Origin of the sequence: Bacteroides mediterraneensis (assembly GCF_025993685.1) — a bacterium.
GTDB lineage: Bacteria > Bacteroidota > Bacteroidia > Bacteroidales > Bacteroidaceae > Phocaeicola > Phocaeicola mediterraneensis_A.
On record NZ_DAJPEN010000001.1, the window covers coordinates 285,790 to 299,270 of the forward strand.

The window sequence follows — 13,481 nt, forward strand, 5'->3', positions numbered from 1 at the left end:
ATGAAAGGACATGAAAAACCGGCATATATTCTGCGTATGTAGAGAAGAATATATGCCGATTAGTAAATCAGATACTGTTAATCAGCAATGGCATCGTCAAAGTTTTCGATTCGTGTCACTTTTTTAATGCTTTCCAGTTTCTTTAAATTTTCACAGATTGTGTTTACATCGTCCACATCGTGTACAAAAAGTTGGATACGTCCTTCAAAGATTCCATCATTCGACTCGATGTTCAGTTTGTGGATATTTACATTCAGTTGCTGGGAAATGATTTGTGTCACTTGATTCAGCACCCCGATACCGTCAATACCTTTTATATATACATTTACAGGAAAATTGAGTGCCTTTCCGGTTTCCCACTGTACGGCCAGCAGCCTGTTTCCAAAGCTGGTTTTGAGCTGGGCGGCAATCGGACATTGGCGCTTGTGGATGATAATCCGGTTGTTGTCATCAATATAACCCAGTACATCATCTCCCGGTATCGGCTTGCAGCAGTCTGCGATGATGTAGTGCTTCTGAATCTCTTCAGGAGTGAGGCGGACGACCTTCTTTTTGTCAATGTTCAGTTGAGGCGTATTCTCTTTTTGAGAAACATTATCCTGGGTTTTAGCTTTGTTACCTCCGCCAAATGCAAATGCGATGTATTTCTTCCAGTTTGTGGGGGTCGGTTTTTCTTTTAGCTCATTTTTATCAGCCTCTCCCAGTATGAAGACTTTTTGTCCTATTTGGTACATCAGGTCTTCAGGTGTCTTTAGTTTGTGGAGTGTACAAAGTTTCTGTATGTTGGTATCGTTTGCTTCAATACCTTCTTTGGTGAAGAAATTGTGCAGCATATCTTCTCCCGTCTGTTGCACTTCTTTTCTTTCTCTTTTTAGAATAGACAGAATCTTTGCTTTTGCTTTGGCTGTGGTAGCAAAATTAATCCATGAAGGTTGTACTTTTTGTGCTTTGGAGGTTAGAATCTCCACCTGGTCTCCACTTTGTAGTTTATGGCTGAGTGGAACCAGCTTGTGGTTGACTTTGGCTCCAATACAGTGGCTTCCCAAGAAAGTGTGAATGGAGAATGCGAAATCAAGGGCAGTAGCGTTTTGCGGCATGGTCTTGATTTCTCCTTTAGGGGTAAACACGAAGATTTCGGAGGCAAAAAGATTCAGTTTGATGGTATCCAGGAAGTCGATGGCATCCGGTTGCGGGTCATCCAAGATTTCCTTGATGGTTTTCAGCCATTTGCTGAGTTCGCCTTCGTCTTCGCTTCCTCCTCCTTCTTTGTATTTCCAATGTGCGGCAAAACCTTGTTCGGCTACATCGTTCATCCGTTCACTACGGATTTGTACCTCAATCCATTGGCCTTTATTGCTCATCAGAGTGACATGAAGCGCCTGATAGCCATTGGCTTTCGGATGGCTGACCCAGTCACGCAGGCGGTCGGGATGAGGTTTATATATTCGGGAAATGGCTACGTAGATATTGAAGCAGTCATTCAGCTCCTCTTCTTCATTCTTTGGAGTGAAAATGATACGTACGGCCAGAATATCATAGATTTCCTCAAATGTGATGTGCTTGTTTTGCATTTTATTCCAGATGGAATAAGGCGACTTGATGCGGGCCAAGATTCGATAGGGGAGTCCCATTTTGTCGAGCTGTGCCCGGATGGGAGCCGTGAATTCTTCAAACAAACTTTCTCTTTCAGCTTGCGTGGCTTTCAGTTTGTCTTCTATTTTCTGGTATGCTTCCGGATGTTCGTACTTAAAGCTCAAGTCCTCCAATTCAGTCTTGATACGGTTTAACCCCAATCTGTTGGCGAGGGGAGCATAAATATAAAGCGTTTCTCCTGCAATCTTGTATTGTTTGCTTGGAAGCATGGAACCGAGTGTGCGCATGTTGTGCAGTCGGTCTGCAATCTTGATAAGGATGACACGGATGTCATCGTTCATCGTAAGAAGTAGTTTTTTAAAGTTTTCTGCTTGTGCAGAAGCTCTGTCTCCAAAGATACCTCCGGAGATTTTGGTCAGTCCGTCTACGATTTGAGCTATCTTGGGGCCGAACAGGTTTTCGATATCTTCCACTGTATAGTCTGTGTCCTCCACTACGTCGTGAAGTAACGCTGAACAGATGGAAGTAGACCCCAATCCAATTTCCACGCATGCGATACGTGCTACGGCAATGGGATGTAAGATATAAGGTTCGCCCGAACGTCGGCGCACTCCTTTGTGTGCTTGTCGGGCGAAATTGAATGCTTTTGTGATAATTTCAACCTTTTTCCGGTGTTTGCTTTCAAGGTATCGGTCCAATAACTCCTGAAAGGCATTGTCTATCAGTTGTTCATCTGCTTGCTCCTGCGTAAGTTTGTCGTCAGTCATAATTCTCTCCCTTCTTTGAATCGATAATGCAAAAATAGGGAAAAATACGAATCAAACAAGCAAATGGCTGCTTTTCTTAACGGATGCGTAATGATTTGCCAGCCCGGATGTTGCTTCCTTTAATTCCGTTCAATCGTCTGAGCTGATTTACACTGACTCCATATTTGGCTGCAATACCTCCTAAGGTTTCTCCATTGCGAATACGATGGTACACCGCTTTTCCTTTACTTTGACTTTTGCTCGCATTACTGCTGCTTACGGCCACGGTATTGCGTCGTGTCTGATAAACCTCTGGCTTATAGTTGTAAATACTGTCTTCGTGGTCGATGAAGCAGCTCATCATTTGAGTCGGTAATCTCAAGGCATAAGGTTTTTCGTTTCCCGGAATGATATCTTTCTTGAATTCGGGGTTCAGGGCACGCAGCTGGTCAATGTCCATCTTACATACTTCTGCTATCTGGTTCAAATTCAGCGAACGGTTGATGTGAACGGTATCCGTACTTTCGGGCATGTTCATTTCCATGGGGCTGATGTAATGCTCGCAATAGTAAGTCATGATGTAATTGGCAGCTACGAATGCCGGAACGTAACCTCTTGTTTCTTTGGGCAGGAAATTATAAATCTTCCAGAAGTCTTTTTCTCCTCCCGCCCGGCGGATGGCTTTGTTGATGGTACCCGGTCCGCAGTTGTACGCTGCTAAAACAAGGTTCCAGTCGTGATAGATATCATATAAATCTTTCAGATAGCGTGCGGCAGCACGGGTAGATTTTACCGGATCTCTGCGTTCGTCTACCAAAGAATTGACTTTGAGCCCATATACTTGTCCCGTACGAAGCATGAATTGCCACAGTCCTACAGCTCCCTGTGCAGAGGTGGCGGTAGGATTTAATGCAGATTCTATGACGGGTAAGTATTTTAATTCCAGAGGAAGGTCATATAAGTCAAGGGCTTCTTCAAAAATAGGCATGTAAAGATTGTTCGCACTCAACATGAAAGATACTTTTTGCCGCAGGCGAGTGGCATACATGTCAATGAATTTCCGTATGATGTCGTTATAAGGCATTTCGATGATGGCTGGAATCCGTTGCAGGCGATCCATATAGATGGAATCGCTGACCTCTGGGTTCTGGGTAGTCATCGTACAGTTTTCTGCCGGATTGATATAGTGTTTGGATATCCAGTCCAAATAGAGACTGTCGGTGGTGGATATCATACCTTCCGGCAAGTCTATCACGTCTTCTTGTCCGTTCGCTGATTGTACAGTGATTGTTTTTTCTGTTTGCTGTGCAAAAAGTGAGGATGCACTGCAGATTGTGGCAGTCAGTAAACTGAAAAGTATCTTTCTCATTTGCTTAAAATTTAATACAGCATTGCAAGCCGACTCCTTGCGGACGGTTGCGGAATGCATCGTTAAAGATGGTGGGTTCCCATTTCATGCTGAGGTCTTTACTGATATCGAAATCAGAAAGTTCGGCATCGACATAGGCATCAATCACCGATAATAAATATACACCAATAAATGCAAATATGCTCAAGTCGCGTTGGCGACGATAAAGGTCTTTGCGTGAACGGAATAATTCCTGCCAATATTCAAGACGGTCGTTGACATTGGTTCCGGGAGGAAGAAAGTCCTCATAACTTTTGTTATTGGGGTTGTTGCTCATGATATCCTGGTAGGCTTGGGAGTAGTCCTTGTACATTTGTCCGTTCCAGGTCAGGGCGTATGCACATCCTACGAAGCCTCCATAAATAATGGGTAACTTCCAATATTTCCGGTTGTAGATTTGTCCGGCTCCCGGGATAACCAGTCCCAGCCATACTGTCCGGTTGGAATTAGGTATCCAGCGTTTTTTCTCTTTTACAGGAGGCAGGGTATGTTGTAAAGAGTCATTTTGTTTTGCCAGGGCAGCCGTATCCAGTGGTGATTCCAGATTCTTCAAGGCGATTTGCCGTTGTAAATCTGTCGTATCAGCCAGTGCCAGGCTGTCTGCCTGATTCTTTACACGGATAGAATCGGCCGTGAGTATACCTTCCCGATGCTTTTTGGCACGTTGGGCATACACTTCCGTGCTCCCCCAATAAGGGGTGCAGAATAACAAGATTAACAATACTAAATATGTCAATGTATGTGCTCTCAAAAGATTGTTTCCGTTTATTCTGTTTTTTTCAAAGAGTCTAAAATCTCCATAATTCTTTCCAGGTCTGCCTCGCTGTTAAAAGGAATGCTGATTTTCCCTTTTCCTTTATTGCTGCAGGATAGCTGTACTTTGGTACCGAAGAAACTGCACAGATGGTTTTGCAGCATGGAGTATTCTTCTGATAATTGTGCTCCTTTCGGTGCAATGGTTTTTCCTCCGCTTTTCACGCTTTCGCCGCTGGCCAGCGCTTTTACAATCTCTTCAACTTTGCGTACCGAGTAGCCTTGGCTCACGGTTTCATTGAAAATACGTATCTGAGTTTTAGGGTCTTCTAAAGTCAGCAACGCACGTGCATGTCCCATATCGATTTCCTTGTTTTTCAGGGCCATCTGAATGGGAGCCGGCAGTTTCAGCAACCGCAAGTAATTGGCGATTGTGGTACGCTTCTTGCCTACCCGTTCGCTGAGACGTTCCTGAGTCAGTTCGTATTGTTCAATCAGGTGCTGGTAGGCCAGTGCGATTTCGAGTGAGTTCAGATCCTCGCGCTGGATATTTTCTATCAATGCCATTTCCATGACATTCTCGTCGTCAGCCGTACGGATGTAAGCCGGTATGGTTTTTAGTCCAGCCAATATGGAGGCTCTGTAACGTCTTTCTCCTGCAATAATCTGATAGGAATCCTCACTTATCTGTCGTAAGGTAATAGGCTGTATGATACCGATTTCTGCAATGGAGTCAGCCAGTTCCTGCAAAGCGATAGGGTCAAATTCCCGACGAGGTTGATTGGGATTGACTGATATCTTGCTCAATTCTATTTCATTGATAGAAGATGAGCCGGAAGTTTTTACCTCCTCATTTGATATCAGAGCATCGAGTCCTCGTCCTAATGCAAATTTTTTCTGTACTGCCATACGTTTATTTGCTATTTCGTGTTATAATTTCATTAGCCAAGGCCAAATGGTTTTTTGCTCCGGTGGATTCTGCATCGTAGAGAATGGCCGGAATGCCGTGGCTGGGAGCTTCACTCAGTTTGACATTACGCTGGATGATGGTTTTGAACACCAGTTCCTGAAAATGTCGTTTCACTTCATCATAAATCTGGTTGGCCAGACGCAGGCGTGAGTCAAACATGGTTAGCAGGAATCCTTCAATTTCCAGTGACGGATTCAGTTTTGTCTTGATAATCTTGATGGTATTCAACAGTTTGCTGATGCCTTCCAGAGCAAAATATTCACATTGCACAGGAATGATTACCGAGTCGGCTGCGGTCAAAGCATTGATGGTAATCAGTCCGAGTGAAGGCGAACAGTCTATTAATATGTAGTCGTATTCGTTTTTCATCGGTTCCAGTGCGTGTCGCATGATTTTCTCACGGTTTTCCAGGTTGAGCATTTCAATTTCCGCACCTACCAGGTCAATGTGAGAAGGTATGATGTCTAATCCGTCAATATCGGTGGTGTAAATAGCCTCCCGGATGTCTGCCTGATTGATTAAACATTCGTAGATTGAACAATCGATATCTTTCAAGTCCACGCCTAGGCCGGATGAGGCATTTGCCTGAGGGTCAGCGTCAATCACTAGTACTTTCTTCTCGAGAGTAGCTAAAGATGCAGCCAAGTTAATCGTCGTGGTAGTTTTGCCTACTCCTCCTTTTTGATTGGCTAAAGCAATAATTTTTCCCATATTAATCAGTTTATTCTGATTGCGAAGTAACGAATAATTGGTGACAGTGTCAATTAAAATTCCATGACTTTTTGGAAAGTGTTGAAAAGTCACCTCATCTGTTAATAACTTCACGCGGGCAAAGATATATATTTTTACTTAATTGCGTGGTCCGGTTTGGTAAGATTAAGATTTGTTGTAACTTTACACTCATAAAAAGATTGAATGATAATATGATGAAAGAGAAACCATTTCTGCTGTTGTCGAACGACGACGGCTATGCTGCGAAAGGAATTCAGGAGTTGATAAAAGTATTGCGCCCTATGGCCGATTTGATGGTAGTCGCTCCCTCGGGCCCCCGTTCGGGAGCTTCCGGTTCCATTACTTCAGAACATCCTCTTCGTTGCGCACAATTGATTTCTGAGCCGGGATTTACTTTATATAGCTGCACAGGCACACCGGTAGATTGTGTGAAGCTGGCTTTGCATGAGTTGGTTCCTCGGGTGCCCGATATGGTGATTGGGGGAATCAATCATGGAGACAATTCTTCGGTGAATGTGCATTATTCAGGAACCATGGGAGTCGTGATTGAAGGTTGTTTGAAAGGAATCCCTTCTGTCGGTTTTTCGCTCTGCAATCACGATCCGGAAGCGGATTTCACACCTACCTTCCCTTATATACAACGGATTGTGGAAGAAGTGCTGGCGCATGGATTACCTGCCGGTTGTTGTTTGAATGTGAATTTCCCGGGTGTAAAAGAACTGAAAGGAGTACGCATCTGCCGACAGACGGATGGAGTCTGGACAAACGAGTTTGTGAAAGCAGTTCATCCAAGAGGTGGCTATTATTACTGGTTGACAGGTTCTTACAAGAACAATGAGCCAGATGCGGAAGATACGGACCATTGGGCGCTTGATCATGATTATGTGGCCATTACCCCCACACAGATTGACGTAACGGCATACGCGTTGAAGGAAGAATTGAATCACTGGAATCTTCAGTTATGAAATACTATTTGATTGTTGGAGAAGCGTCGGGCGACTTGCATGCCTCTAATCTGATGAAAGCCTTGCTGCAGCACGATCCGGAGGCGGAATTCCGCTTTTTCGGAGGTGATTTGATGGCCGGAGTGGGAGGCGTTTTGGTGAAGCATTATAAAGATATGGCCTATATGGGCTTCATTCCTGTTTTGCTTCATTTGCGGACTATTTTCCGGAATATGGATTATTGTAAGAAAGATATTGTCTGCTGGCAGCCGGATGTATTGATTTTGGTGGATTATCCGGGGTTCAATTTGAAAATTGCCGAGTATATCAAGGCGCATACCCGTATCCCGATATTTTATTACATTTCACCCAAAATCTGGGCATGGAAGGAATACCGTATTAAAAATATCAAGCGTGATGTGGACGAGTTGTTCTCCATCCTTCCTTTTGAGGTGGAGTTCTTTCGAAAACACTCTTATCCGATTCATTATGTGGGAAATCCGTGTGTGGATGCGGTTGATTGTTTTCAACAGACATATACAGAAGATTTTTCTCATTTCACGGCACGCAACAATTTGGGTGGCAAACCGATTATTGCTTTGCTGGCAGGTAGCCGTAAGCAGGAGATAAAAGATAACCTTTCACGGATGATAGAAGCCTCCCGTGCATTTCCGGAATATCAGTTTGTGGTTGCGGGGGCTCCGGGCATTGCTCCTGAGTTTTACCGGACTTACATGGGAAAAGATGCGGAAATTGTATTCGGGCAGACTTATGATTTGCTTTCTCATGCTACGGCAGCCTTGGTGACAAGTGGGACGGCTACGCTGGAAACAGCTTTGTTCCGTGTGCCTCAGGTCGTATGCTATTATACTGCTGCCGGAAAGCTGGTTTCATTTCTGCGGAGACACATTTTGAAAGTGAAATATATTTCATTGGTGAATCTGATTGCAGGGCGTGAGGTCGTGACAGAGCTTGTGGCCGACGGGATGACGGTGGAAAACGTAAAAACGGAATTGGCCCGGATTGTTCCGGGAGGAGACAGTCGGAAGGCGATGCAGAAAGACTATGAGATACTGGCAGGTATCTTGGGTGAGGCAGGAGCTTCTGATAGGGCGGCCTCTCAAATGGTCGAACTGTTGCGGAAAAAATATCACAGGTCCTCAATCTAGTTTTGAGGACCTGCTTTTTGAATTTAAAAGAAAGAAATCACATATAAATACACGACGGCTGCCGGTACCGCCATCAGCGTGCTGTCAAACCGGTCGAGCATTCCGCCATGCCCGGGAAGAATATTACCGGAATCTTTTATTCCCAGTGTACGTTTCAGTAAGGATTCTGTCAGGTCACCCCACGTGCCGAATACCACAACAGTCAGGGCGAGTCCAATCCATACCCCTATTGACATGAAAGGAAAGAAATGAGCCATAATGACGCCGGCGATGATACTGAATACACCACCTCCAATGGAACCTTCCCATGATTTCTTGGGGGAGATTCTCTCAAACAGACGGTGCTTCCCGAACAGTATCCCTGTACAATAGGCCCCCGTGTCATTTATCCAAGTGAAAATAAAGATAGATAAAGGTAATATCGGATTATATTGTATCTGGTAAGGTGATGTGCCTCCCACAGAGTGATAAGCCAGTACGTTCAGCATGGCAAATGACAAGGCTACATAGATTTGACTCATCATGGCATACGCCCAGTTATTCAGCGGATTCTTCTTCTTTAGGTACAATTCGCTTACCAGCAGGTAGATGAGGAGAAATAGATAAGGTATCAGAATTTCTGTCTGTCCAGGCATCACACCCAGATAGGCGAATCCGAAGAACAAGAAGACACCTGCCAGCATGCAGATGGGTTTGTTGATTTCTACATCCGGCTGTTTGCTGACAATGGTTCCAAATTCATGGATGGTCAGTGCGGTGATTAGTGCGAACAATAAGGAGAAAGAGATAGGTCCCCCCAGGATACATCCTACGAGGACACCTACAAAAATAACTCCTGTAATGGCGCGTTGAATAAAATTGCTTTTCACGGTGCTTTATGTTTTTCCCAATAAACTTGGCGGTTATTTTTCTCCTTCTGCAGGCTGAGGCTCATCAGTCGCAGGCTTTTCTTCCGGCTTTTCTACTGTAGACTCTGCAGGTTCAGAAGTCTCCTGCTTGTTCTCCAGCTGTTTGGCTGCTTCTGCCTGTTCGTTGGCAGCCATGATTTCTTCTGAACGTGATGTCCACGGACGTTTGCCAAAGATACGTTCCACATCCTCTGCAAAGATGACTTCCCGTTCTATCAACAGTTGGGCCAGTTGGTTGTGTCCTTCACTGTGTTCTTTCAACAGTTCCTTGGCCCGCGTGTATTGTTCACTGATCATGTTTTGTACTTCCTGGTCAATGAGCTCTGCGGTATGTTCACTGTAAGGTTTGGTAAAACTGTAGTCTTCGTTGCTGTTGTAATAACACAGGTTGGGAAGTTTGTCGCTCATTCCGGCGTAAGCAATCATGCCGTATGCCTGTTTGGTCACCCGCTCCAAGTCGTTCATGGCACCGGTGGAAATATGACCGATAAAGAGTTCTTCTGCGGCACGTCCACCTAAAGTGGCACACATTTCGTCCAGCATCTGTTCCTTCGTCGTGATTTGGCGTTCTTCCGGAAGATACCAGGCTGCTCCCAAAGCACGGCCTCTCGGTACGATGGTAACCTTAATCAGCGGGTTGGCATGTTCCAGGAACCAGGAAATAGTGGCATGACCCGCTTCATGCAAGGCGATGGCACGTTTCTCGGCTGCCGTCATCACTTTCGTCTTCTTTTCCAGACCACCTACAATACGGTCGATTGCAGCCAGGAAATCATCCTTGCCGACACTCTTCTTTTGGTGACGGGCGGCAATCAGGGCTGCCTCGTTGCATACATTTGCAATATCTGCTCCGCTGAACCCCGGAGTCTGGCGGGCCAGCAGGTCTACATCTACGGAGTCATCCAGTTTTAATGGTCTCAAATGTACACCGAACACTTCCTTCCGTTCGTTTAAGTCCGGCAGGTCTACGTAAATCTGACGGTCAAAACGTCCGGCGCGCAGTAAGGCTTTATCCAAGATATCTACTCGGTTGGTGGCAGCCAGAATGATGACTCCGCTGTTGGAACCGAATCCATCCATCTCTGTCAGCAGCTGGTTCAGGGTGTTTTCGCGTTCATCGTTTCCTCCCATGCTCGGGTTTTTGCCACGGGCCCGTCCTACGGCGTCAATTTCATCGATGAAAATGATACAGGGGGCTTTTTCCTTTGCCTGGCGGAACAGGTCGCGCACACGGGATGCACCTACGCCGACAAACATTTCCACAAAGTCGGAACCGGAGATAGAGAAGAAAGGAACATCAGCTTCTCCAGCTACAGCTTTGGCCAACAGGGTCTTACCGGTTCCCGGAGGGCCTACCAGCAAAGCGCCTTTAGGTATTTTACCTCCCAGTTCCGTATATTTTTGCGGTTGTTTCAGAAAGTCAACAATTTCCTGTACTTCCTGTTTGGCTGCAGCCTGTCCTGCTACATCCTTGAAAGTGATGCGGTTGGTACCTTTTTCAAAAAGCTGCGCCTTGCTTCTGCCTACATTGAAAACGTTCGATGAGCCGCCGGCACCTCCTCCGCCTCCCATCCGTCGCATGGCAAACATCCAGATGGCGATGAGGATGACAAAGGGCAGTACGTTCCAGAGTATCAGGCTGAAATAGTCGCTTTTCTTTTCATATTGTATGGAACCGGTGAAATTTCCTTCTTTCTGTTGTTCGTTCAGGAATTTATCCAAGGCTTCCATGGAACCGATTTGCACGTGGATAGCCGGACTTCTTCCTACTTTGCTGGCATCCTTTTTGAAGACATCCACAATGTGTTCCGGCTTGATATACATTTCTATTGTATTATTGTCGTATGCTACGATTTTATCTGCATATCCTTTGGTAACCATCTCCTGAAATTCTGTATAGTTCACCTCTTTGGTGGCACTACCCTCATCTCCGGAGAAATAAAGAAAGGCAAAAATCATGGCAATAATGACGTAAAGCCACGTCAGACTGAAACGTGGCACATTGATTTTTGGCTTATTATTGTTCGAATTGTTACTCATAATTCTATTCCTATTATTATATTAGTCTAAATCTGGTATATGAGTCAGTTTGGCATCGGCCCACAAATGTTCCAAATTATAAAAATTCCGTACTTCCGGTAAAAACACATGTACAATGACGTCACTGTAATCCATGGCTACCCATTGGGCATTTCTTTGTCCGTCTATGGCATATACCTTGATTCCGGTTTCTTTTCTCACATGTTCTTTGATGGAGTCAACGATGGCCAACACTTGACTGGGCGAGTTTCCCTGGCAGATGACGAAATATTTGCAGATAGTATCCTCTATTTCTGTTAAATTGACAATGACAATCTGTTTTCCTTTTTTCTCTTGAATTCCTTCAGTGATTTTTTCTATCAAATTTTTTGTTTCGTTCATTCTTTTGAATATTCCTATATTTATAAATAAAGTTCTTTATAATAAGTAAGGCAAATATACTTGCTTTTCTGTATATCAGAAAATTTTTGCCTGAAAGAAGCTGAAAAAAGAAGAAAAATATGTTTTTCAGAAGAAAAAAATGCCAGAAAGCTTTGTATGTTCCAAAAATGTTGTACCTTTGCACCGTCAAACAAAAAACGACAATCGTTCTTTGATTTTGGGCTATGGTGTAATGGTAACACAACAGATTCTGGTCCTGTTTTTCTTGGTTCGAGTCCGAGTAGCCCAACTTCATTTATGCCGCGTCTTCACGGAGGAGACAAAGCGTTATTGGGCTATGGTGTAATGGTAACACAACAGATTCTGGTCCTGTTTTTCTTGGTTCGAATCCGAGTAGCCCAACAAAAAAGGTGTTCTGATTTTTCAGGACACCTTTTTTGTTTTCTTTTTTTATTTTGTGTATATATAATTGAACCGTTCGGTTAAAACTCATATAATCAGCTGTTTATATGGATTCTTTATTGTATTTGTTTCTTAATGAGTGTTAATGCTCTGTTCTTCTACAAACAATTCCTTTTGGAATATAGTTATTAAGTCATCGAGATTGAAAAATGTGATTAAGGTATTAAAGTTTGAATGAAAAAATGAAAAAGGTAACAATTTTAGTAGCTGCAGCTCTGGCTGTGACGTCTCTTTCTGCAAATGCACAAAAGGCGTATGAAGGAACTCGTTTTCTTGATAATTGGTATGTGGGCGTGAAAGGTGGAGTCACAACTCCTACCGCTCATTCTGCTTTCTGGCGTAACATGCGTGCGGAAACAGGTATTGAACTGGGTAAACAGATAACTCCAGTTCTGGGCGTTTCATTTGAAGGTTTGACAGGTATCAATACTTCTATGAGCAAGACCGCTTTCGACGATTTGAATCTAGGTCTGTTAGGTAAGATTAATTTGAATAATCTTTTCTGCGGATACAACGGTCAGCCAAGATTGTTTGAAGTGGAAGGTATTGCCGGATTTGGTTGGGGTCATGACTTTATGAACTCGGGTTATGGATATGACCGTTCTTATATGGTAAGCCGTTTTGGGGCAAGCTTGAACTTCAATTTGGGTGAGCAAAAGGCATGGACTGTAAATGTTCGTCCGGCGATTGTCTATAGAATGGACGGTAACCGTGCACAATTGCTGAATGTCAACAAGTCGAAGATTGAAATCCTGGCAGGTGTGACTTACCATTTTGCTAGCAGCAACGGTAAGCACTACATGACTATCCAGAAGCCTTATAACCAGGCAGAAGTTGATGCGTTGAATGAGTCTGTCAATGCGTTGCGTGCGGAAAATGCCCGTAAGGAAGAGGCTTTGAATGCGAAAGCTGCTGAAAATGCTCGCCTGGCAAAAGAACTGACCGATTTGAAGAATGCACCTAAGCAGGTAGAAACAATCGTTCAGAACACCCATTCCAAGTCTTTGGAATCAGTGGTTACTTTCCGTCAGGGAAAGACTGCCATCAGTGCAGACCAGATTCCGAATGTGGAGCGTATTGCCACTTATATGAAAAACAATCCGAAGAGTACTGTTTCCATTAAGGGATATGCTTCTCCCGAAGGTAGCGCGGAAGTCAATGCACGTGTGGCCAATCAGCGTGCGGAAGCCGTGAAGAACATGTTGATCAGTAAGTACAAAATCAGTGCTTCACGTATTACGGCTGAAGGTCAGGGAGTAGGTGATATGTTCTCTGAACCGGACTGGAACCGTGTAAGTATTGCGACATTGAATGAAGCGGAATAATTCTTTTTTAAATTGAAATAATGTAGTCTGAAGGCTGTTGCGGGTAACAC

The 13,481-nt window shown here is 44.2% G+C and carries 11 protein-coding genes and 2 tRNA genes; 5 read left to right on the top strand and 8 right to left on the bottom strand.

Annotated elements, in window-relative coordinates; genetic code table 11:
- Window positions 1-77 precede the first annotated feature (77 nt).
- The 5 genes from OIM59_RS01085 to OIM59_RS01105 all read right to left on the bottom strand — a co-directional run bounded on the left by OIM59_RS01085 (window position 78) and on the right by OIM59_RS01105 (window position 6,181).
- Window positions 78-2,360, bottom strand: a complete 2,283-nt coding sequence (locus OIM59_RS01085) for a bifunctional (p)ppGpp synthetase/guanosine-3',5'-bis(diphosphate) 3'-pyrophosphohydrolase (RefSeq protein ID WP_303894359.1) — start codon at window positions 2,358-2,360, stop codon at window positions 78-80.
- 76 nt (window positions 2,361-2,436) lie between these two features.
- The gene (locus OIM59_RS01090; RefSeq protein WP_299170169.1) at window positions 2,437-3,708 is read right to left on the bottom strand and encodes a lytic transglycosylase domain-containing protein; all 1,272 of its coding nucleotides are present in this window, start codon (window positions 3,706-3,708) and stop codon (window positions 2,437-2,439) included.
- A gap of 4 nt (window positions 3,709-3,712) precedes the next feature.
- The gene (locus OIM59_RS01095; RefSeq protein ID WP_299170167.1) at window positions 3,713-4,468 is read right to left on the bottom strand and encodes a DUF5683 domain-containing protein; all 756 of its coding nucleotides are present in this window, start codon (window positions 4,466-4,468) and stop codon (window positions 3,713-3,715) included.
- 44 nt (window positions 4,469-4,512) lie between these two features.
- The gene (locus OIM59_RS01100) at window positions 4,513-5,409 is read right to left on the bottom strand and encodes a ParB/RepB/Spo0J family partition protein (protein WP_072541737.1); all 897 of its coding nucleotides are present in this window, start codon (window positions 5,407-5,409) and stop codon (window positions 4,513-4,515) included.
- Window positions 5,410-5,413: 4 nt separating this feature from the next.
- A complete protein-coding gene (locus tag OIM59_RS01105; RefSeq protein ID WP_072541738.1) occupies window positions 5,414-6,181 on the bottom strand; it encodes a ParA family protein in 768 nt (255 codons plus the stop codon).
- Window positions 6,182-6,393: 212 nt separating this feature from the next.
- Here OIM59_RS01105 and surE point away from each other — a divergent pair, with 212 nt between their 5' ends.
- Together surE and lpxB are read left to right on the top strand one after the other, a co-directional pair.
- Window positions 6,394-7,167 carry a 5'/3'-nucleotidase SurE gene (gene surE, locus OIM59_RS01110; protein WP_299170166.1) on the top strand — a complete coding sequence of 258 codons (774 nt, stop codon included), beginning with the start codon at window positions 6,394-6,396 and terminating at the stop codon, window positions 7,165-7,167.
- Window positions 7,164-8,315 (top strand): lipid-A-disaccharide synthase, encoded by a 1,152-nt coding sequence (gene lpxB, locus OIM59_RS01115; RefSeq protein ID WP_303894367.1) that lies wholly within the window; start codon window positions 7,164-7,166, stop codon window positions 8,313-8,315. The genes surE and lpxB overlap by 4 nt, the downstream gene beginning before the upstream one ends.
- A gap of 23 nt (window positions 8,316-8,338) precedes the next feature.
- On the opposite strand, the gene OIM59_RS01120 is transcribed toward lpxB, so the two are convergent.
- From OIM59_RS01120 to rsfS, 3 genes are read right to left on the bottom strand one after another with little or no spacing between them, the layout of a single operon-like run.
- Complete coding sequence (locus OIM59_RS01120) at window positions 8,339-9,184, bottom strand: phosphatidate cytidylyltransferase (protein ID WP_303894369.1); 846 nt, start codon at window positions 9,182-9,184, stop codon at window positions 8,339-8,341.
- Between the two features lie 33 nt (window positions 9,185-9,217).
- Window positions 9,218-11,263 (bottom strand): ATP-dependent zinc metalloprotease FtsH, encoded by a 2,046-nt coding sequence (gene ftsH / locus OIM59_RS01125; RefSeq protein ID WP_303894371.1) that lies wholly within the window; start codon window positions 11,261-11,263, stop codon window positions 9,218-9,220.
- A gap of 21 nt (window positions 11,264-11,284) precedes the next feature.
- Complete coding sequence (gene rsfS, locus OIM59_RS01130; protein WP_299170162.1) at window positions 11,285-11,644, bottom strand: ribosome silencing factor; 360 nt, start codon at window positions 11,642-11,644, stop codon at window positions 11,285-11,287.
- A 218-nt stretch (window positions 11,645-11,862) separates the two neighbouring features.
- Here rsfS and OIM59_RS01135 point away from each other — a divergent pair.
- The 3 genes from OIM59_RS01135 to OIM59_RS01145 all read left to right on the top strand — a co-directional run bounded on the left by OIM59_RS01135 (window position 11,863) and on the right by OIM59_RS01145 (window position 13,431).
- Window positions 11,863-11,933, top strand: a tRNA-Gln gene (locus OIM59_RS01135).
- Between the two features lie 42 nt (window positions 11,934-11,975).
- Window positions 11,976-12,046, top strand: a tRNA-Gln gene (locus OIM59_RS01140).
- Window positions 12,047-12,288: 242 nt separating this feature from the next.
- Window positions 12,289-13,431 carry an OmpA family protein gene (locus OIM59_RS01145; RefSeq protein ID WP_299170161.1) on the top strand — a complete coding sequence of 381 codons (1,143 nt, stop codon included), beginning with the start codon at window positions 12,289-12,291 and terminating at the stop codon, window positions 13,429-13,431.
- Window positions 13,432-13,481 lie beyond the last annotated feature (50 nt).